Origin of the sequence: Vineibacter terrae (assembly GCF_008039615.1) — a bacterium.
GTDB classification, from domain to species: Bacteria; Pseudomonadota; Alphaproteobacteria; order Reyranellales; family Reyranellaceae; genus Vineibacter; species Vineibacter terrae.
On the sequence record NZ_VDUZ01000016.1, the window covers coordinates 127,179 to 147,147 of the forward strand.

Consider the following 19,969-nt stretch of genomic DNA (forward strand, 5'->3'; position numbering starts at 1 on the left):
CCGTCGCCATGATCAAGATCGCCATCCTTCCGGTCACGCCTTTCCAGCAGAACTGCTCGCTCGTCTGGTGCGAGGCCACGAATCAGGGCGCGCTGGTCGACCCGGGCGGCGATGTCGAGCGCCTGAAGGCGGCCATCGCCGAAACCGGCATGACCGTCGCCAAGGTGATGCTGACCCATGGCCATGTCGACCACGCCTCGGCGGCCGGCGCGATCGCCGAGCACTACGGCGTCGAGATCGAGGGACCGCACGAGGATGACCTGTATCTGATCGAAGGGCTGCCCGAGTCGAACCGCAAATACGGCTTTCCGGTGCCCAAGCCCTTCCGCCCGAACCGCTGGCTGAAGGACGGCGATACGGTCGGCCTGGGCGAGGTCAGCTTCGACGTCGTGCATTGCCCGGGTCACACGCCGGGGCATGTCGTCTTCGTGCACCAGGATGCCAAGATCGCGTTCGTGGGCGATGTGCTGTTCCGGGGTTCGGTCGGGCGCAGCGACTTTCCGCGCGGCAACCAGGAGCAGCTCTTCCATTCGATTCGCAAGAAGCTGTTCCCGCTGGGCGACGATATCAGCTTCGTGCCGGGTCACGGGCAGACCTCGACCTTCGGGTGGGAACGCAAGACCAACCCGTTCGTCTGCGACATGCTCTTCGAGGACGACGAATGACCGCGGCCGGTCAGGCCGCCGCGAGCATGCCGGCGAGGCGGAAGGCGGCGATCAGCAGGTGTCCGTCACGGACCTGAGCGGCCCGCTCGAGGACGCCGTCGAGCGCGACGAAGGCCAATGAATCGCGTCGCGCCGCCGGCAGGGCCGAGGCCGCGACGACGAAGGGCTGCACCCGCTCCGGCGTGATGCCGAGGCTGGGGTGGTAGGGGGCGCCGAGCCGGACCAGCGCCGTGGGATCGCATGCCGCCGCCTGGGCTGCCGCGGCCAGCAGCGGGTCGGCATCGTCGGGCAGCACGGCCACCCGCCAGGCCGGCACGCAGGGCAGAGCGGCATCGCCGAAACGCAGCTGCGCCGCCGGCAGGAGACGACGCTCGATGCCGATCAGGATGCGGCCGTCGGCATCGCGGCCTACCGGCAGCACCGACAGGGTCCAGGTGCTGTGGCGTGCGGGGATCGCCATCTCCAGCGTCTGCCGCGCGCCCGGCAGCGGCCCATCGGCGCCGGCGAGATCTTCGCTGAAGACCGAGCGCACCCGGCGCAGGAACCCCGCGCCGCCGTCATGCGGCATGAACGGCGTGGCGCCGCATCGCGCGACGTCGCTCCAGTCCACGGCCGGCAGGTCGCCCGCGGGTGGCGTGAAGCTTTCGCCGACCCAGCCGCCGGTGACCAGGCCCAGCCGATGCGACAGGGCACGGATCATCAATTCGAGCCGGCCCTCCGGCAGCATGCCGATCTCGGCGGCGCGCAGCAGGCCGGCCGCGTCGAAGGACTGCAGCGTGCCGGCATCGAAGTCGAGGCCGGGCGGACACGGGGCTGGCTGCCGCAGCGGCAGCGTCCCGAGGCGGACCGCGAAGCCCCTGGCTGCCTCGTCGACCATGGCGGCGGACGGCAGGAACTCCAGGAGCTGCTCGATATCGGCGGCATCCGGGGCGGCGATGCCGGAACGTGCCTGGAAGTCGGCAGCCGGATCGCGGCCATCGGATGCCAGCGAGATCATCTCGACGGCATGTCCTGACCGCAGCTCCTCGCTGACATCGCCGCCGCGGCGCATCATCACCATCGCCGGACGTGGCCAGGCGCTGCGCGCCAGCACCCGCAGCCGTCCGTCGACGACGGCGTAGGGCAGGAAATCGACGGCGCCCGTCGGCCGCTGGATGAGGTCGTGCACCTGCCCGGCCGCCGACCAGCTCGTCTGCCGCAGATAGCCCGGCGCCGCCCCGTCCAGCCGCTGCTCGCGCAGCCGCAGCGCCCGTCCCGGCGACAGGCGCTGCGCCACCAGCACCATGTTGGTGGCCGGCCACGGCAGAGGGCGCAAGCGCTCGTCGAAGCGCCGCACGCGGCCGGCGAAACGGTGCTGCACGACCCAGGGGTTGTGCACCGGCGCGGCGCGCAGCACCCGCGTGCCCGCCGCTTCGGCGATGCGCGCGAACCGGCGCACCGTCCAGAAGGCGTACTGCTCGCGCAGCTCGATCTCCCAGTCGGTGCGGTAGTCCTTGCGCAGCAGAAACTCCGCCGACCAGCGCCGCGGCAGGCGGAAGCGGCGGAAGCCGTCGCCGGCCGCGCCGAGATCCTCGAGCGGGAAGCCGCTGCCCAGCGGATCGAGCGGCCGCGCCCGCACGGCGAAGTCGCGCAGCATGTCGACATCGGAGCGCCCGTCGGCGCCCGCGGCCGCGCCGACGTCGAGCAGGCAGGTCTCCTCTGCGCCGCCGTCGACGCAGAAATCGCGCAGCACCAGCAGCCCACCCGGCCGCAGCGAGTCGACATGCGCGCGCACGGCCGCGGCGGCGGCATCCTCGTCGTAAGGCCGCGCGGCGTAGGTGTAGACGTGATGCAGCATCGAGCACGACACGACGGCATCGGCCGCTGCGTGCACGGACGTGGCGTTGCCGACCTCGAACGACAGGTTGGGCAGCGGATATTTTTCGCGCGCCAACGCCACGCTCTGCGGGTCGATGTCGATGCCGACGACATCGGCGCCGGGCGCCAGCGCTGCCAGCCGCGCCGACAACGCGCCCGAGCCGCAACCGAGATCGAGGATGCGCGCGCCCGGGTCGGTCACCAGGTGCGCCGCCAGGAACGCCGCCTTCTGGTCCATCGACGCATCCATGCCGGCGAAGTAGCGCTGGTAGGCCGACACGTCACCGCGCGCGGGATGGTCCATGGCTCTTCTCTTTCCGAGGTGGCGAGCGAATTTCCCGATCAAACGATGATCGGCGGACCACCGGCAATCCTGATTGCAGCTTGGAGCATGTCAAACCGCGCGCTATCGACTACATTTGAGACGCTGTCGGAGCGCTCGAGAATCTTCAGTGGCGATTCGTCAGCGTGGAATATCTCCACATCGTCGCACGCCGCCACGTAGGTCTGGAGAAGTCGAAGGCCTTGAGCGTGGCGGCGCTGGACGACGTCGTCTGGAATATTGTGCCCGCCCTTCATCACACGCAGCTTGACCCGGAACTGGCACAGCGATGGCGACGAGATGAAGAGGAAATAGAGGCATGAGCGATACCCTTGCTCTCGCGCCCGATGAACCGCGTGAACCAGCGTTCGCGTGGCGAGTGTGGTCTCAATGCAAAGACTGGCGCGTGATGCGATCAACACTTGCCGGCGCTCGAGCACCTGCCGTCCCGCCGCCACCGCTACGGTCTCGACATTTTCAGGCCTGATGTCGCGCGCGGTCTCGTCGGCGTTGAGGAACAGGCCGGCGGCGACAAAATGTTGGAGGTGGCTGTAGGCGAGGGTGGTCTTGCCGGCGCCATTAGGCCCGGCGAGCACCAGCAGCGTCGGCTGTGTCATCTGGACTGGACGGCGATGGGCTCATCGGCGGCTTGGCTCGTTCCACGGCAACGCGTCGACCATCCGGATAGATTGCGTAGACCCAGCCATCGCGCGCCTGAAAAACTGGCAAGCCGCGCGCGTGCGTATCACGGATGGCCTCAGCCACCCCCCGCTGGAAGTCCGCCAGAGCGTCACTCACCACAGCACCTTCAGGTCTGGATAAGTCAGCACTGATATAAGCTTGAACGACACTGACCGCAATGGTCGGATGACGTCCATCGGAGCTACACCCGTGCCCCTCGCACCCCGTCGGCCAGCGCGCGGATATAGGCGAAGACGCCGGGCAGCAGGTCGGGCTTGGGCTGCCCCTTGTCGTCGAGGCCGGCCTTGACGCGATCGACGATGGCCGAGCCGACCACGGCGGCATCGGCATGGCGTGCGACGGCGGCGGCCTGGTCCGGCGTCTTGATGCCGAAGCCGACGCCGATCGGCAGCGCCGTCTGCGACCGCAGCCGCGCGACATGGCTCTTCACCGTCTCCTCGCTCGCCGACTTGGTGCCGGTGATGCCCAGGATGGAGACGAAGTAGATGAAGCCGGACGCGTAAGCCAGGATCGCCGGCAGGCGTTGGGCGTCGGTCGTCGGCGCGGTCAGCAGCACCGTGTCGAGGCCGGCCTTGGCGGCATGCGGCTTGAGCTCGCCGGCTTCTTCCGGCGGCAGGTCGACGATGATGAAGCCGTCGACGCCGGCTGCGGCCGCATCCTTGCAGAACCGCTCGGCGCCGCGCTGGTAGATCATGTTGTAGTAGCCCATCAGCAGCACTGGCGTTTCCTGGTCGCCGGTCTGGGCCCGGAAGCGGCGCACCAGGTCGAACGTCTTGTCCATGGTGATGCCGGCCTTCAGCGCCCGCTGTCCCGCCGCCTGGACCGACGGGCCATCGGCCATCGGGTCGGTGAACGGCATGCCGAGCTCGATCAGGTCGGCGCCCGCCTTGGGCAGTCCCTTGAGGATCTCGAACGAGACGTCGGGATTGGGATCACCGGCCGTGACATAGGTGACGAGACCGGCGCGGTTCTCGGCCTTCAGCTTCGCGAAACGCGCGGTGATACGACTCACAGCTTCACCCCCAGCCGCTCGGCGACGGCGAAGACATCCTTGTCGCCGCGGCCGCAGAGATTCATCACCAGCAGGTTGTCCTTGGGCAGCGTCGGGGCCAGCTTCATCACGTGGGCCAGCGCATGCGCCGGCTCGAGCGCCGGGATGATGCCCTCGAGCTTGCACAGGAGCTGGAACGCGGTCAGCGCCTCGTCGTCGGTCGCCGCCACATACTCGACGCGACCCGCTTCCTTGAGCCAGGCATGCTCGGGGCCGATGCCGGGATAGTCGAGCCCGGCCGAGATCGAATGCGCCTCGGTGATCTGGCCATCCGAATCCTGCAGCAGGTAGGTGCGGTTGCCGTGCAGCACGCCCGGGCGGCCGCCGCTCAGCGAGGCGGCGTGCTCGCCGGTCTCGATGCCCTTGCCGGCCGCCTCGACGCCCACGATGCGCACGCCCGGGTCGTCGAGGAAGGGGTGGAACAGCCCCATGGCGTTGCTGCCGCCGCCGATGCAGGCCACCAGCGTGTCGGGCAAGCGGCCCTCGGCCGCCATCATCTGCTCGCGCGTCTCGTTGCCGATCACCGACTGGAAGTCGCGCACCATCGCCGGGTAGGGATGCGGGCCGGCCACCGTGCCGATGCAGTAGAACGTGGTCTCCACCGTGGCGACCCAGTCGCGCAGGGCCTCGTTCATGGCGTCCTTCAGGGTCGCCGAGCCAGCGGTCACGGGCCGCACCTCGGCCCCCAGGAGCTTCATGCGGAACACGTTGGGCGCCTGGCGCGCCACATCGACGGCGCCCATGAACACGACGCAGGGCAGGTTGAACAGCGCGCAGGCGGTGGCCGTGGCCACGCCGTGCTGGCCGGCGCCTGTTTCGGCGATCACCCGCGTCTTGCCCATGCGCTTGGCCAGCAGCACCTGGCCCAGCACATTGTTGATCTTGTGCGAGCCGGTGTGGTTGAGCTCGTCGCGCTTGAAATAGATCTTGGCGCCGCCCAGCTGCTCGGTCAGCCGCGCCGCGTGGTACAGCGGGCTGGGACGGCCGGCATAGTGCGCCAGCAGGTTGTCCAGCTCGGCCTTGAACGCAGGATCGGCTTTCGCCGCCGTATAGGCCTGGTCCAGCTCGAGGATGAGCGGCATCAGCGTCTCGGCGACGTAGCGGCCGCCGAAGATGCCGAAATGGCCCCTTTCGTCGGGGCCGCCGCGGTAGCTGTTCAAGACGTTCATGACCATCCGTTCCTGTCCGGGCCGGCCTTAGCACGAGGCGGCGTACCGCTCCACCGCGCCGCGGGGCGCCGCCTGCGCCGCGACTCAGCGCTTCTTCTTCGCGACCTTCTTCTTGGCCGCCGCCTTCTTCCGGGCGGCAGGCCGCGCCGCGCGCGCCGGCGCCGCGCCGCTCACCTCGATGATGCATTCGATCTCGACCGGGATGCCGTTGGGTAGCCCCGTCATGCCGACCGCCGAGCGCGCGTGGCGCCCACGGTCGCCGAACACCTCCACGAACAGGTCGGAGCAGCCGTTGATGACCTTGGGCTGATCGCCAAAATCGGGCGTGCAATTGACCATGCCCAGCACCTTCACGATGCGCTTCACGCGGTCGAGGTCGCCCAGCTCGTCCTTCATCACCGCGATCAGGTTCAGTCCGGTGGAGCGGGCATGCGTCTTGGCTTCTTCCCAGCTCATGTCGACGCCGACCTTGCCGCGCGCCTGGTTGGCGCCATAGCCCGGGCCCTTGCCGGACAGGAACAGCAGATTGCCGGTGCGCACCGCGTTGACGTAGTTGGCCACCGGGCTGCTGACGGGCGGCAGCTCGATGCCCAGCGCCTTCAGGCGTCGCTCGGTCTTCATCCTGCGTTCACTCCCTTGTTGTCATCGATTACAGGCGCGCCGTCGCGGCCAGGAACGCCGCAATGCGCTCGGCCGACTTCACGCCACGGGCGCTTTCCACGCCCGACGACACATCGACGATCCTGGCGCCGGTCGCCTGCACTGCCGCCGCGACATTCTCCGGCGTCAGCCCGCCGGACAGCATCCACGGCTTGGGCATGGTGACGCCTTCCAGGATGCGCCAGTCGAACGGCACGCCGTTGCCGCCAGGCAGCGCCTGCGGATTGTCCGTCAGCGGCGCGGCGTCGAACATCAGCCGGTCCGCGACGGCGCCGTAGACATCGACCGCCTGCTCGACATCCGCGCGCGTGGCGACCCGGATCGCCTTCATCACCGGCAGCTCGGCCATCTCGCGTATGCGCGCCACGCGCTTGGCCGACTCGGTGCCGTGCAGCTGCAGCATGTCGAGCGCGCCGCCTTCCAGCCATTCGCCCAGCAGGTCATCGTCAGGGTCGACGAACAGGCCGACCCGCAGCACATGGGGCGGCACCAGCGCGGCCAGCGCTTCGGCCTCGTGAAACGCGACATGGCGCGGCGAGGGCGGGTAGGCCACGAAACCGACATAGCGGGCGCCGCCGGCCACGGCGGCGCGAACCGTCTCCTCGGTCCGCAGTCCGCATATCTTGGCGACCACGGCCATGTCAGGCTGCCGATCGGAATGCTGGCGTGTCAGACATCGTTCACTCCCACGTCGCGGGCGATCGCCTCGGCGGCGGCACGCGGATCGCTGGCCTGTGAGATCGGACGGCCGACCACCAGGTGCGAGGCGCCCAGCGCGACGGCCTGGCGCGGCGTCATCACCCGCTTCTGATCGCCCGCGGCGCTGCCTTGCGGGCGGATGCCCGGCACCATCAGCACGAAGCCGGGACCGCATTCCTGGCGCAGCGGCGCGATCTCGTGTGGCGAGCAGATGACGCCGTCGAGTCCGCTCTCGCGCGCCAGCAGCGCCAGGCGCCTGACCTGGTCCGAGGGCGCGCCGCCGACTCCGGTCGCGGCAAGATCGTCGTCGTCCAGCGAGGTCAGCACGGTGACGCCCAGCAGCCTGGGGCGCGGCAGGCCGCGCTTCAGCGCCTGGGCGCCGGTCTCCTCGACCGCGGCGCGCATCATCGCGCGGCCACCGGCTGCGTGCAGCGTGATGTAGGTCGGTGCCAGGTCGACCACGGCCCGGATGCCGCCGGCCACCGTGTTGGGAATGTCGTGCAGCTTCAGGTCGAGGAAGAAGCCGATGCCGGTCAGGCGCACCGGATCGGGGAAGGCGTAGCGCACGCCGGGAGCGCCGTGGGCGAGGAAGAACTCCAGTCCCAGCTTGACGCCGCCCACGGCCGGACGTGCCCCGCCCGCGATCCGGCGGATCAGGGTTGCGGCTTCGGCCAGGTCGACAGTGTCGACGGCGCAGTAGACGGGGTTCGGTCGGCTCATGGGCGGCGGAAACTAGGGCAAGGCCCGCCGCTTGTCGACTCGCTGCCGGGCGGCGATGCCCGCCGTCCCGCCACGGTCACGCCGGCTTGGCGTCGGGTGCCCAGCGCAGCACCAGGTAGCCCAGCACCGCCGACAGGATCGAGCCGCCCAGCACGCCGATGCGCAACGGCGCGGCATAGGCCGGATCGTCCCAGGCCAGGGTGCCGATGAACAGGCTCATGGTGAAGCCGATGCCGGCGCAGAGCGATACGCCGTAGAGCTTGGCCCAGGTGCCCTGTGCCGGCATCGCGGCGAGGCCCGATCGGATGAAGAGCGCGGCAGCTCCGAACACGCCGATCTGCTTGCCGACGAACAGCCCGGCCGCGATGCCCAGCGACACCGGCTCGACCAGATGGGCCGGCGTCAGGCCGGCGAACGACACGCCGGCGTTGGCGAACGCGAATGCCGGCATGATGAAGAAGGCGACCCAGGGCTGCAGCGCGTGCTCCAGCCGGATGAACGGGCGATCGTCATGCGCCTCGCGGCCGCCGCGCAGCGGCAGGCAGAACGCCGTGATGACGCCGGCCAGGGTGGCGTGCACCCCCGATTTCAGCACGCAGACCCACAGCACGATCCCGATCAGCAGGTAGGGCCCGGCGCGCCGCACGCCGAGCAGGTTGAGCGCCACCATGGCCGTGATGCAGGCACCGGCCAGCGCCAGCGCCAGCCCCGACAGGTCAGAGGTGTAGAAGGCCGCGATCACGACGATGGCGCCCAGGTCATCGACGATGGCCAGGGTGGTGAGGAACAGCTTCAGCGCCAGCGGCACACGCCGGCCGAGGACCGCCAGCACCCCGATCGAGAACGCGATGTCGGTGGCTGCCGGGATCGCCCAGCCGCGCAGGGCCGTCGCGTCGTTCCAGTTCAGCGCCGCGAAGATCGCCGCCGGCACGATCATGCCCCCCGCCGCGGCCACGACCGGCATGGCGATCTGCGACGGCTGCGACAGCGCGCCCTCCAGCGCCTCGCGCTTGATCTCGAGTCCGACCAGCAGGAAGAACACCGCCATCAGGCCGTCGTTGATCCACAGCACCAGCGGCTTGCTCAGCCCCAGCGCGCCGAAGCTCAGGCTCAGCTTCGTGCCGAGAAAGGCCTGGATCGCCGGCGCCAGCGCGGTGTTGGCCAGGATGATGGCCAGCGCGGCAACGGCGATCAGCACAATGCCGGGGGCGGCGTCGGACTGCAGGAATCGGTAGACGGTGCGGTGCATGACGGGCAACCGGCCTCTGCTTGAAGCGTCGTCCGAACGGGACGGGGAGATGATGCCGGAAAGCAAGACGCCCGGACCTTTCGGTCCGGGCGTCGCGGAAGCCGCGTCGCTGCTGGGCGCTATTCGCGGTCGCCGATCAGCGAGAGCAGCAGCTGGAACATGTTGACGAAGTCCAGGTACAGGTTGAGCGCGCCGAAGATGGCGATCTTCTCCTGCACGTCCGTCCCGTAGGCCTCCGAATACTGCTCCTTGATCTGCTGCGTGTCGTAGGCGGTGAAGCCCGCGAAGATCAGCACGCCTGCCGAGGCGATGATGAAATGCAGCATCGAGGACTGCACGAAGATGTTCACCACACCGGCGATCAGGATGCCGATCAGGCCCATGAACAGGAACGTCCCCATCCCCGACAGGCTGCGCTTGGTCGTGTAGCCGTAGAGGCTCAGCGCGCCGAAAGCAGCCGCGGTGATGAAGAACGTGCGGGCGATGCTGACACCGGTGTAGCGGTACAGCAGGATCGTGAAGCCGACGCCGTTGAGCGCTACGATGGCCCAGTAGATCCCTTTCACCGTGCCGACGCTCATCGCCTGGGCGCGGAAGCTGGCCCACAGGATCAGCCCGATCGGCGCCAGCACCGCGATCCACCCCAGGATGCTGAGGCCCATCACCGGCCCGCGGGCCGTCTGCGTGAGCGTGAAGAACAGCGCGTTCAGCGCCGGGACTTGGTGCACCAGGATGGCGACGATGCCCGACAGCGCCAGGCCGGAGGCCATATAGTTGTAGACGCGCAGCATGTGCGCGCGCAGACCGGCATCGAACTGTGCCTGATCGATCGTCGTTGCGCCGCCATAGGCTGGCCGCTGTTGGCCATAGGCGTTCGTGTTGTTATCCCATTGTGCCATGCGTAGCCTCCTCGGCACGGGTTCTCGCCGTGTCCAGAATATCGCCGCACATATTGGCAAGAGGGCCAAAATTATCAATACCCCTGTCGTCAGATTGACGTCAGGAACAGAAATAATGTCGCAGCAGGTATTCTGCAGGAAAGGCGAGTGGAATCACGGTGTTGGCATCTTCGCCGTGGCGGCCGGCTGAATCGCCGTTTCCGTCTGCTTTCTGGAATTTCATCGACCGAAATAAAGCCAGGCCAGCATCATGCCGATGACGACCGCGGCGAACGATATCGCCAGCACGTAGCGCATGGCATGCAGCTTGACGCCGGAGCGGGCTTCATCGGGGCTCAGCGTGGCCGGCGGCGTCTGCCGGTTCGTGTCCGGGGAATGGGTCGCCATATCCGTCCGATCCCGTTGTACAAGGGTTCGTGACGCCCTCATTGCGTCGTAGATCGAACGGAAGCTTGTTGGAAAGGTTCCGATTTCCCGGACTCCGCCTTATGAGGCCGCGCCCTTGACCCGATACCTGCTTGCCGACATTGGCGGGACCAATGCCCGCTTCGCCCTGATGGATGGAGGTGCCGTAGGACCGATCGAGGTCATGGCTGTCGCCGACCATGCCCGGTCCGGCGATGCGGTTGCGGTCTTTCTGGATCGGCACGGTGCTGTTGGCTCGATCGCCGGGGCGGTGATCGGTGTGGCAGGGCCGGTCGAGGATGGCCGGGTGGATTTCACCAACAGTCCGTGGGTGGTCGATGCCGCCGAGTTGCGGGCCGCGTTCGGGTTCCCGCAGGTGCGGGTGGTCAACGATTTCCAGGCGACCGCCCGGTCGCTGCCGCATCTGGGGTCCGGCGACCTGTTCGGCATCGGCGGCGGGGCGGCCCGCGACGACGCGCCGCGCGTGGCGCTGGGCGCGGGAACCGGATTGGGCATGGCCTGCCTCGTGCCGGGCCGGCCGCCGATCACGCTGGCGACGGAAGGCGGTCACGCGACCCTGGCGGCGAGCGATGGCCGGCAGGATCGTGTCATCGCCCATCTGCGCACGCGCTTTGCCCACGTGTCGGCGGAGCGCGTGCTGTCGGGTGACGGCCTCGTGAACCTCTACGGCGCGATCGCGGCCGTCGATGGCCGGCAGGTGCCGCCGCGCGACCCGGCGCAGATCACGGAAGCGGGACGTGCCGGCACCTGTCCGGTGGCGCGCGAGACGCTCGACATGTTCTGCGCCATCCTCGGCACCGTGGCCGGCGACCTGGCGCTGACCTTCGGCGCGCGCGGCGGTGTCTACATCGCCGGCGGCATCGTGCCGCGCTTCGTCGATCACTTGGCGGCCTCGACGTTCCGTGCCCAGTTCGAGGCCAAGGGACGCATGGGCAGCTATCTTGCGGCCATCCCGGCATGGGTGATCCTGAAGCCTGATCCGGCGTTCATCGGCCTCGCGGCGATGGCACACGACACACCGGCGTGAGACGCAGGGCGATCGCATATGGCCCTTCTGTCATCCCGAGCGCAGCGAGGGATCTCCTGCGGCAAGGCGCTTGGTGCGCTATTCGCGGGAGATCCCTCGCTGCGCTCGAGATGACAGAACGGCGGCAGCGCAGCGTTACGTCATATGCGATCTCCCTGTCTTGACGGGTCAACCGGCCCGTGGTGTCGAGCACGCAGCGCGGCGCGTTCTCGCCTGAAACGGCCGATAGGCGCGACCACCGCCACAGCGGCATCCAGAACGTACGCAGGATCTCGGCGGCGGCCGCAGGCGAGTCGACGATGAAATCGGCGAGCCGTTCCAGCGTGCTCTCGGGATAGAGCGGATCGGCCCGCTCCAGGGTGGACGCCAGGTCCTGCCGCACGATGCGGATGCTGCGCCGCGCGGCTCCCAGCAGCGCGCGCCAGGTCGCTCTGATTGGCGAAGTCGGTGGTGATGCCCGACGCCAGCCGGCCCACGGCCAGGACCGGCACGTTGCCCGCCGATGCGGATGGCGGCGGTGCCGGCATCGGCAGGCAGCCGCTTGTCGGCCGGGCCTGACCTGCCGGCAAGCTCAGCACCGACACGGCATTGCTCCTGCCGGTGCTGTCGCAGGCGAATTGCCACAGGGCATCGATGAAGCGCGCCGTGCTGGCTGCCGCCGGGCCGCGTATCTGCATGGACAGGTCGTGGACCGGATGGTCCAGCAGGTAGTCCCGTGTCCACATGTTGTGGCCACCCACCAGGGCGGCGCGCCTGTCGACGGCGACGATCTTGGCGTGGTTCCACGAGAAGCTGCCGCAGCCCGACTCGCCGGCGCAGGAGCGCAGCACGGCGACCTGGAGCGTGATGCGCGCGCTCGGCAGCCCGGCCAGGTCGCGAGCCAGCGCCGTCAGCAGCGGTCCGGGCTCGGCGCCGGCTGGCGGTTGGCGGCTAATGGCCGACCACCACCCGGACCTGCACCGATCGGCCGCTTCGTCCGAGGGTCGTCACCGCGTTGCGCAAGGCAGCCAGGAAGCGGCCGTCCGGCGGCGGCTGCAGGAGGGTGATGTCGACGATGCGACGTGCCTGCGCAACCAGGCCATAGATACGGTCCAGCAGAGCGTCCGAATGTCCCACGCAGACCTGGCGGGCGGCCTCTCCCGGGCGCGTCGCCGTGCTCGCCAGCGCGGCAGGTGCCGCCGTTAGCGCAGTCGGAGTCGCTGCGGCAGGTCGGCAGGCTCACGTCCGGAAGGCAGCCGGCGCAGTCGAGCGGATAGGATGGCAGGTCGGCGGCGCCATGATCCCAGAGCCGCGGCGTCCGCACCAGCCAGCCGGCGTCGAGCGCGTTGTCCTTGGAAAGGCTGTACGTGACGCCGGCATGGCGGCCTGCGGCATCGGTCCGGCGCAGTGCCCGCTCGGCCTGATCGAGCAAGGGCAGGTGTGCTCCCGGGTCCAGGGGTTTATGTCGCGCTGCTTGATGAGGGTTGCGATCGGGGTCGCGGCGTTGGCGGCGCCATAATATCGCTCGGCCATGCTGTCGGGCACGGCGGTGTTGGGCAGGCGGCCGCAGGTGGCAAGCAACACCAGCAAGACGATGCTGGCGTATCTGCCGATCGCGACCATGGTTTTGCTCTTGTCATGGTTTCCCGCACCATATCAGGAGGCCGCTGCCAAGCGCATCGTGCGTCGCTTGTGCCGCTGTGAGACGCGTGCTACCGACCGCCACCCTTTGGCCGACAGGACTTCACATGAGCGATACCCAGAACGCTGACACCCAGCTCCCGCCGCTGACGGTGCACGCGCAATATGTGAAGGATCTGTCGTTCGAGAATCCGCGCTCGCCGCACAGCCTGATGGAGCAGGGCCAGCCGCAGCTCGGGCTCAACGTGCTGGTCAAGACGCGCCAGCTCGAGGGCAGCACCTATGAGGTCGCGCTGGTCGTCGAGGCCGACGCCAAGACCGAGAAGGGCGAGGTCGTGTTCGTGCTCGAGCTCGTCTATGGCGGCGTCTTCACCCTGGGCGAGATTCCGCAGGAAGCCGTCGGGCCGATGCTGCTGATCGAATGTCCGCGGCTGCTGTTTCCCTTCGCGCGCGCGGTCGTGGCCAATACCACGCGCGAGGCCGGGTTCCCGCCGCTGCAGATCGCGCCGGTCGACTTCGCCGCCCTCTATCGCCAGCAGCTCGAGCAGGCCGGCCAGCAGGTGGGCACCGCCTAGGACCCCTGATCATACGCTGCCGTTCACCCCTCGCCCCGCGGCGGGACGGGGAGAGGAAGATGAAGTCCGTCAGCTGGCAGCTTCGGCGGCGGCCAGAAGCCAGATCGGCTGCTTGAGCTTGGCCAGGAACGCCACATGCGCGGCGATCTCGGCCTCGCTGGCCGCGTGCGGCCGCGGTGGACGGACCACGAGCCGCACGGCGGTCGTTTCGACGACGGTCTGCGTCTCGGCCGCAGCGCCCATGAGGTCGAAGCCGCGTTGCCGGCCGCCGGTCAGCTCGATGTAGACATCGGCCAGCAGCTCGGCATCGAGCAAGGCGCCGTGCTTGGTGCGGCGCGTGTTGTCGACGCCCATGCGCTCGCATAGGGCGTCCAGGCTGACGCGCTGGCCCGGGAACTTGCGCCGCGCCAGGGTGATCGTATCGACCACGTCGTTCTTCAGCGGCGGCAGGCCCAGCCGGTCGAGCTCGGCGTTGATGAAGCCCATATCGAACTGGGCGTTGTGGATCACCAGGCGGGCATCGGCCACGAAGGCCACGAAATGCTCGGCGATCGCGGCGAACAGTGGCTTGTCGCTCAGGAACTCGCTGGACAGCCCGTGGACCTGGAAGGCCTCGTCGGGCATGTCCCGCTGCGGGTTCAGGTAGACGTGGAACGTCTCGCCCGACGGCAGGCCGTTCACCATCTCGACACAGCCGATTTCGACCAGCCGATGGCCTGCCCGGGGGTCCAGGCCGGTCGTTTCCGTGTCGAACACGATCTCGCGCATGGCCGTCCTATCGTTTGCGTTGGCGGGCCAGCGCCGCCGTCCAGCGTTCGCGCCACGGCTTGGGTGGCCAGATCTGGCCGCGCTGCTGTGACAGCGCACGCAAGGCCTCGACCAGGGCCCGCCGCGTCGGGGCGATGCCGCCATTGCTGAGGATCACGAAGTCGGCCAGCCGGCGCTTGATCTGGTCCGGCACTTGCCGCCGGACGATGTCCTCGAACTTCGCCTCGGTCATGCCCGGCCGCGCCAGCACCCGCCGCTTCTGCAGGAAGGCGGGGGCGCTCACCACCAGGGTGGCGTCGACCCGGCGGTGGCCGTTGCCTTCGAACAGCAGCGGGATGTCGAGGACCACGATCGGCGTGCGCCGGGCGGCGTGTCGCTTGAGAAACGCGCGCTGGCGCGCCTGGACAAGCGGATGGACGATGCCCTCGAGCCGCCGCAGGGCCGCCGAATCGGCGAAAACCTTGGCGCCCAGCGCCGCCCGGTCGAGAACACCGTCGCGGACGCTGCCCGGGAATGCCGCCTCGATGGCCGGCAGGGCCTCGCCACCGGGCCCCTGGACGGCATGCACGGCGGCGTCGGCGTCATAGACCGGCACCCGCATCTGGCGCAGCAGCTTGGTTGCCGTCGACTTGCCCATCCCGATCGACCCGGTCAGTCCCACGATCAACATGCGATCAATCGTCCTCCCCCAGGGCCTCGCGCAGCGCGCGGCGCACCGCCTTGGCATCCTTCTTGGCCAAGGTGCCCAGCCGGCCCAGCGGCACGGCGTTGTCCAGCGTGAACAGCTTCAGGCGGACCACCGACGGCGCCGGCAGGCCGGCCGCCCCCAGGTCGGCGACGGTGATGTCCGTCGCCCAGCCGGCTGTTTCGGCCGAGGTGATCATGGCGAAGACCGTGTGTCCCTGCGCCAGGTTCAGGGTGCGCGTGGTCAGCGCCAATGCCGGCCGGCGGCCTGTCGGCGTCACGGCGCCGACAGGAAAAGGCACGGCGACGACGTCGAACCGGTCACAGATCACGATAGGCGTCCTCGTCGGCCGAGCCGCCCCATTCATCGAGCTGCAGGTTGAGTGTGTCGCGGTCGCCGCCATCCGCCTTCACGGCGATTTTGCGCATGGTCGCCTGGCCGTCGGCTACGGCAAAAGCCAGCAGATCGCCTTCGCTCAGCGAGAGCGCATCGCGCACTGCCTTGGGAATCGTGATTTGTCCCTTGGAGGTAAGTCGGCTGATTTCCCGCATTCCTTACTTCCCGTGTAAGGAAATGCGATTATTCCAAAAAGAATCAATGGAATCAATGGGGATAACTGTCGTCCCGAGCGAGGCGAGGGATCTCCCGCGGATGGCGCATCGTAGCCTTCGCCGCAGGAGATCCCTCGCTGCGCTCGGGATGACTGGCATTCCAGGTGCTGGTGCTACGCCTACGCCGCCGCGTCGCCCAGCAGCGCCTGCCAGCGCGCGGCGAGCTCTTCAGCCGTGGCGACGGGCATCGGTGTGGCATGGGCCAGCTCCAGCGCCCGATCGGCGGCGGGCGGCGCAATCACCGGCCCGTTTATGAAGCGCTTCACCGCCTTTGCCTTGGCGCCGTTCCAGACCACGGCCCGGTCCCATCCATGCGAGAGCATCCCGCCTGCCTCGCCCAGGTCGAGGCAGGTCTGATACCCCGGCTGGGTGTAGGGGATCAGAGGCGCGCCGGCCAGCGCACGCATCGCGTTGTGGCCGGCGACGCGGCCGGTCGGCATCGCGTGCTGGCACGACATCAGCGTGTCGTGGCGCGGCGCGGCGCTGGCACGGGCGCTGTCGCCGGCTGCGAAGATGCGATTCTGGCCCGCGACCCGCAGCATGGAGTCGACCGTCAACCGGCCATCGTCGGCTGCCGGCCCGGCGAGGCCCGCCAGCGGATTGGCGCGCAGGCCGGCCGCCCAGACCACGGTCGCGGCGTCGATCCGGCTGCCGTCAGCCAAGGTCAGGACGTTGTCGCCGTCCGTTGCGGTGATGTCGCTGACGCTGGTTGACGGCCGGAACGTCACGCCGGTCTTCGCCAATGCTTCCAGGATCGTGGCCTGAGGCCCGGCGCCGAGGCTGGCGCCGGGCGTGTCGGCACGGTCGAGCATCAGGACGCGCGCTGCCTCGCCGGATCCGGCCGCCAGGTCGCGCAGCCAGCCGCCGAGCTCGGTGGCGATCTCGAGCCCCGTGAACCCGGCGCCGATCACCACCGCCGTGTAGCGGCCAGGTGACGGCGGGCGCTGGGGCAGGCCGGCCACATGCCGCCGCAGCGCGAAGGCTTCGGTGGCGCTGTCCAGAACATGAACATGCGGCCGCCACGGGCGCGGCGGCGGGGTGGTGTGGCTGCCGGCAGCCACCACCAGCGCGTCATAGGACAGCCCGGCGACGTTGCCGACGAGGCGCGCCGTATGGGCCGCGACATCCAGTGACGCGACGGTGCCGGCGCTGAAGCCGACGCCGACGGCGCTCAGCAGCGGCGCAATGTCGACCTCGAAGACCGACTCGTGGCGTTGATAGAGCCGCGGCTTGAGGCACAGCATCGATGAAGGCGCCACGACGTCGATGTCGATGCTCGATGCCGCCGCGCCCAGGTCACGCCGCGCCCGCGCCGCGCCGAGCGCAGCCCACATGCCGGCAAATCCGCTGCCGATGACCAGAACCCGTGTCATAGCCTGCCTCCACCGCGATGGTCTGCGGGGTAGACGGATCATCGACGTTTGCTGTGACATCGCGGTAGACGGCAGGGGGTTCGCATACGGGAGCACCGACGCCGTCCCCTCGCCCCGCGGCAGCGGGGAGAGGAAGGGGCCCATGCCGAAGGCATGGGAAGGTGAGGGGTAGGAACGATCAAGCCATGCAGCAAAAATAGGGACTGATCGCTTGTATCTCACCTTCCCATCGCTTCGCGATGGGCCCCTCTCGCCCCGCTGACGCGGGGCGAGAGGTGAACGGCAGCATAGGCGATCGACCTGCGGGGACGGGACGCAGCCGGCCTATGGCAGCAGCACCGTCTGTCCCGTGGTCTTGCGGCTTTCCAGGTCGCGGTGGGCCTGGGCCGCATCCTGCAGTGGGTAGGTCTGGTCGATGCGGATCTTCACCTTGCCGCTCCGCACCACCTTGAACAGCGCCTTGGCGCAGTCGTCGAGATCCTTGCGCGTGGCGGTGTAGCTCGCGAGCGTGGGCCGCGTGAGGTACAGCGATCCCTTGGCGGACAGCACGACGGGCGCGATCGGCGGCACCGCGCCCGACGCGTTGCCGAACGACACCATCAAGCCGCGCGGCGACAGGCAGTTCAGCGACGTGTCCCAGGTGTCCTTGCCGACGCCGTCATAGACCACCGGAACGCCCTTGCCCTTGGTGATCTCCTTCACCCGGGCGGCGACGTCTTCCTTGCTGTAGTCGATCACCCAGGTGTAGCCGTTCTTCTTGGCCAGCGCCGCCTTCTCCGGCGACGACACCGTGCCGATCGCCTTGACGCCCAGCGCCTTGGCCCACTGGCCGAAGATCAGGCCGACGCCGCCGGCTGCGGCATGGAACAGCACGATATCGCCCTTCTTGCACTTGTAGGTGCGGCGGATGAGGTATTCCGCCGTCATGCCCTTGAGCATCATGGCCGCGGCATCACGATCGGAGATGCCCTTGGGCACCTTCACGAGGATCTCCGCCGGCACATTGCGCTCCTCGCAATACGCGCCCGGCGCGCTGCCGGCATAGGCGACACGATCGCCCTTCTTGAAGTCTTTGACCCTCTTGCCGACCGCGAGCACGATTCCGGCCCCCTCGCGGCCGATCGCGTTGGGGGTCGGCACCGGGTAAAGGCCGGAGCGGGTATAGATATCGATGAAGTTCAGGCCGATGGCCGTGTGCTTGACCTTCACCTCGCCTGGAGCCGGATCGCCGACATCGACGTCCTCGTAGACCATCTTCTCTGGACCGCCGGTCTCGTGGATGCGGACGGCTTTCACCATGGTGCTCTCCCTGGCGTTGCTTGTGTCTCTCGCCGGCGGGCAGCGTAGATCAGATCGCCACAGGAGGAAACGGGCTCGGCCGACCGGCCGTGCCGATGTCTATGCGAAAAGCGGGCGTCTCATGCGCGGCGGCAAGCGGCGTCCTTCGTATGAAGGATGGCGCCACGGTGACCGGCAGCTGCGATGCTGGCTTTTGCGCGCCGAACCTGCCGGCGTGGTCTGCTGCGCTTGCCGTTGCCGGATCTCTGGACTAAGCCTGCCGCGTCATGCCCTCAGCCAGCTCCGTCACTGCATCGTTCGACCGCAAGCCCGTGGGGGCGTTGCGCGTGCATGTGGTTGGCCTGGTGCTGCTGGCATTGCTCCTGCAGGCCGTCTCGCCGCTGGTCCATGCCCGCCTGCAGGTTCTGCACGCGGCGCTGACCGGCGAGCGCATCGACGCCGCGGCCTTCTGTCTGCCGAGCCACCTTCAAGCGCCGGCGGACACCGACAGCACGCCACCGATCAGGTATGTCGACTGCCCGCTATGCCAGGGCGGGACGGCGCCTGCTGTCGACGTGACGCCGCCCGTCGGCGTCGTCGCGCCGATGCGTTCGATTGTCGTCGCGACGATTGCCGTCCAGACCGTGGCGTCACCGGCCTCGGCATCGTGGTCTGCAAATCAACCCAGAGGGCCGCCTGCCGTCTGAAGCTGTTTCGTTCATTCTATCGTGCTTCAGATGACAGGTGTTCCAATGTCCATCATGTCCCGGTTTCGCGCCGCTGGCCTGGCTGCGCTGCTCGTCGTCCCCACCGTCGCCTGGGCCCAGGACGTCACGCGCGGCGACCTGAAGATCGCCAAGCCCTGGGCCCGCGAGACGGCCCGCATGGCGCGCGCCGGTGGTGCCTTCATGACCATCGAGAATACGGGCAGCACACCCGACAAGCTGCTCAAGGCCTCGTCGCCGGCCGCCGCGCGCACCGAGGTCCATACCGTCATCCAGGATGGCGACGTGATGCGCATGCGCGAGGTGTCGGCGCTCGATCTTGCCCCGAAATCGAAGGTCGAGCTGAAGCCGGGCGGCTATCACGTCATGCTGATGGACCTGAAGGCGCCGCTGAAGGCTGGGGATCGCTTTCCCATGACCTTGACTTTCGAGAAGGCTGGCGAGGTCACGGTCGACATCGTCGTCGAGAAGATGTCCGGCCCCGCCCCCGATCACGACAAGATGAAGCACTGAAGCCGGGGCCGCGCGTGCACCTTGCCTTCGTGCACGCCGCGGGCGCAGGGCTATCGCATTTGGAAATTTGTGAACTGAGCGAGCATGGTGGCGAGGAATTGGTTGTCCCAGCCGGCACGCTTGAGCTTGCCGCGCATGGAGCCCTTTGAGGGCTCGATCTTGGCGAGGTTAAGGACGGTTTTGCGCAGCAGGGCGAGGTTCTGGGGCCCATTGTCCTTGCGGTTCCTGGCATTGTCTTCGCCCATGACGACATCAAGCGTCCAGTGCAGGCCATTCTCGATGCCCCAATGGCTGCGGACGGCAGCGTTGAACTGCTCGGGCGCCAGGGCGGCGCTGAGCAGGTAGTAGCGGCTCTCGCGGCTGGTCGCGCCGTTG

General features: G+C 68.6%; 24 protein-coding genes. 5 read left to right on the plus strand and 19 right to left on the minus strand.

The genetic code is table 11. The features are described 5' to 3' along the window. The first annotated feature begins 8 nt into the window (after positions 1-8). Positions 9-665, plus strand: coding sequence for an MBL fold metallo-hydrolase (locus FHP25_RS15850; protein ID WP_147847919.1), 657 nt, complete (start codon positions 9-11; stop codon positions 663-665). Between the two features lie 10 nt (positions 666-675). Here the strand turns inward: FHP25_RS15850 and FHP25_RS15855 are convergent, their stop codons facing one another. From FHP25_RS15855 to FHP25_RS40815, 10 genes are all read right to left on the minus strand, one after another. Next, positions 676-2,826: a class I SAM-dependent methyltransferase gene (locus FHP25_RS15855; protein ID WP_147847920.1), complete on the minus strand. Its 2,151-nt coding sequence runs from the start codon at positions 2,824-2,826 to the stop codon at positions 676-678. 38 nt (positions 2,827-2,864) lie between these two features. Beyond that, the gene (locus tag FHP25_RS15860; protein ID WP_147847921.1) at positions 2,865-3,461 is read right to left on the minus strand and encodes a zeta toxin family protein; all 597 of its coding nucleotides are present in this window, start codon (positions 3,459-3,461) and stop codon (positions 2,865-2,867) included. Between the two features lie 266 nt (positions 3,462-3,727). Continuing rightward, positions 3,728-4,558 (minus strand): tryptophan synthase subunit alpha, encoded by an 831-nt coding sequence (gene trpA, locus FHP25_RS41405; RefSeq protein ID WP_218578402.1) that lies wholly within the window; start codon positions 4,556-4,558, stop codon positions 3,728-3,730. After that, a complete protein-coding gene (trpB, locus tag FHP25_RS41410; RefSeq protein ID WP_218578403.1) occupies positions 4,555-5,766 on the minus strand; it encodes a tryptophan synthase subunit beta in 1,212 nt (403 codons plus the stop codon). The genes trpA and trpB overlap by 4 nt, the downstream gene beginning before the upstream one ends. An 84-nt stretch (positions 5,767-5,850) precedes the next feature. Then, positions 5,851-6,387: a RidA family protein gene (locus FHP25_RS15870; RefSeq protein WP_147847922.1), complete on the minus strand. Its 537-nt coding sequence runs from the start codon at positions 6,385-6,387 to the stop codon at positions 5,851-5,853. Positions 6,388-6,415: 28 nt separating this feature from the next. After that, positions 6,416-7,066, minus strand: coding sequence for a phosphoribosylanthranilate isomerase (locus tag FHP25_RS15875; protein ID WP_147847923.1), 651 nt, complete (start codon positions 7,064-7,066; stop codon positions 6,416-6,418). A 29-nt stretch (positions 7,067-7,095) separates the two neighbouring features. Continuing rightward, positions 7,096-7,845: an orotidine-5'-phosphate decarboxylase gene (gene pyrF, locus FHP25_RS15880; RefSeq protein ID WP_147847924.1), complete on the minus strand. Its 750-nt coding sequence runs from the start codon at positions 7,843-7,845 to the stop codon at positions 7,096-7,098. 76 nt (positions 7,846-7,921) lie between these two features. Continuing rightward, positions 7,922-9,094, minus strand: a complete 1,173-nt coding sequence (nhaA, locus tag FHP25_RS15885) for a Na+/H+ antiporter NhaA (RefSeq protein WP_147847925.1) — start codon at positions 9,092-9,094, stop codon at positions 7,922-7,924. Between the two features lie 119 nt (positions 9,095-9,213). Beyond that, a complete protein-coding gene (locus FHP25_RS15890; protein WP_147847926.1) occupies positions 9,214-9,993 on the minus strand; it encodes a Bax inhibitor-1/YccA family protein in 780 nt (259 codons plus the stop codon). 219 nt (positions 9,994-10,212) lie between these two features. Then, the gene (locus FHP25_RS40815) at positions 10,213-10,380 is read right to left on the minus strand and encodes a hypothetical protein (protein ID WP_178133559.1); all 168 of its coding nucleotides are present in this window, start codon (positions 10,378-10,380) and stop codon (positions 10,213-10,215) included. Between the two features lie 115 nt (positions 10,381-10,495). Here FHP25_RS40815 and glk point away from each other — a divergent pair, with 115 nt between their 5' ends. Beyond that, positions 10,496-11,446 carry a glucokinase gene (gene glk, locus FHP25_RS15895; RefSeq protein WP_147847927.1) on the plus strand — a complete coding sequence of 317 codons (951 nt, stop codon included), beginning with the start codon at positions 10,496-10,498 and terminating at the stop codon, positions 11,444-11,446. Positions 11,447-11,586: 140 nt separating this feature from the next. Here glk and FHP25_RS15900 read toward each other — a convergent pair whose 3' ends face one another. Both FHP25_RS15900 and FHP25_RS15905 read right to left on the minus strand, forming a co-directional pair. After that, positions 11,587-12,276, minus strand: coding sequence for a phospholipase D-like domain-containing protein (locus FHP25_RS15900; protein WP_147847928.1), 690 nt, complete (start codon positions 12,274-12,276; stop codon positions 11,587-11,589). 100 nt (positions 12,277-12,376) lie between these two features. Next, positions 12,377-12,562, minus strand: coding sequence for a hypothetical protein (locus tag FHP25_RS15905; RefSeq protein WP_147847929.1), 186 nt, complete (start codon positions 12,560-12,562; stop codon positions 12,377-12,379). Positions 12,563-13,173: 611 nt separating this feature from the next. On the opposite strand from FHP25_RS15905, the gene secB reads away from it, so the two are divergent. Then, a complete protein-coding gene (gene secB, locus FHP25_RS15910) occupies positions 13,174-13,641 on the plus strand; it encodes a protein-export chaperone SecB (protein WP_147847930.1) in 468 nt (155 codons plus the stop codon). Positions 13,642-13,710: 69 nt separating this feature from the next. Here the strand turns inward: secB and dnaQ are convergent, their stop codons facing one another. The 6 genes from dnaQ to FHP25_RS15940 form a co-directional block, all read right to left on the minus strand. Then, a complete protein-coding gene (dnaQ, locus tag FHP25_RS15915) occupies positions 13,711-14,409 on the minus strand; it encodes a DNA polymerase III subunit epsilon (RefSeq protein ID WP_147847931.1) in 699 nt (232 codons plus the stop codon). A gap of 7 nt (positions 14,410-14,416) precedes the next feature. Beyond that, positions 14,417-15,079, minus strand: coding sequence for a dephospho-CoA kinase (gene coaE / locus FHP25_RS15920; RefSeq protein ID WP_147847932.1), 663 nt, complete (start codon positions 15,077-15,079; stop codon positions 14,417-14,419). 4 nt (positions 15,080-15,083) lie between these two features. Continuing rightward, a complete protein-coding gene (locus FHP25_RS15925) occupies positions 15,084-15,425 on the minus strand; it encodes a type II toxin-antitoxin system PemK/MazF family toxin (protein ID WP_147847933.1) in 342 nt (113 codons plus the stop codon). Beyond that, the gene (locus tag FHP25_RS15930) at positions 15,415-15,645 is read right to left on the minus strand and encodes an AbrB/MazE/SpoVT family DNA-binding domain-containing protein (protein WP_147847934.1); all 231 of its coding nucleotides are present in this window, start codon (positions 15,643-15,645) and stop codon (positions 15,415-15,417) included. Before FHP25_RS15930 ends, FHP25_RS15925 begins: the two co-directional genes overlap by 11 nt. 179 nt (positions 15,646-15,824) lie before the next feature. Further along, on the minus strand, positions 15,825-17,078 hold the full coding sequence (locus FHP25_RS15935) for an NAD(P)/FAD-dependent oxidoreductase (RefSeq protein ID WP_178133560.1): 1,254 nt from the start codon (positions 17,076-17,078) through the stop codon (positions 15,825-15,827). A gap of 324 nt (positions 17,079-17,402) precedes the next feature. Beyond that, on the minus strand, positions 17,403-18,377 hold the full coding sequence (locus FHP25_RS15940; protein ID WP_147847936.1) for a quinone oxidoreductase family protein: 975 nt from the start codon (positions 18,375-18,377) through the stop codon (positions 17,403-17,405). 266 nt (positions 18,378-18,643) lie between these two features. Here FHP25_RS15940 and FHP25_RS15945 point away from each other — a divergent pair, with 266 nt between their 5' ends. After that, on the plus strand, positions 18,644-19,063 hold the full coding sequence (locus FHP25_RS15945) for a hypothetical protein (protein WP_147847937.1): 420 nt from the start codon (positions 18,644-18,646) through the stop codon (positions 19,061-19,063). Positions 19,064-19,117: 54 nt separating this feature from the next. Then, entirely contained in the window at positions 19,118-19,594 is a 477-nt protein-coding gene (locus FHP25_RS15950; protein ID WP_218578405.1) for a copper chaperone PCu(A)C, read from the plus strand. 50 nt (positions 19,595-19,644) lie between these two features. On the opposite strand, the gene FHP25_RS15955 is transcribed toward FHP25_RS15950, so the two are convergent. Then, a partial coding sequence (locus FHP25_RS15955) for an ISAs1 family transposase (RefSeq protein ID WP_147847939.1) occupies positions 19,645-19,969 on the minus strand: 325 nt, incomplete at its 5' end.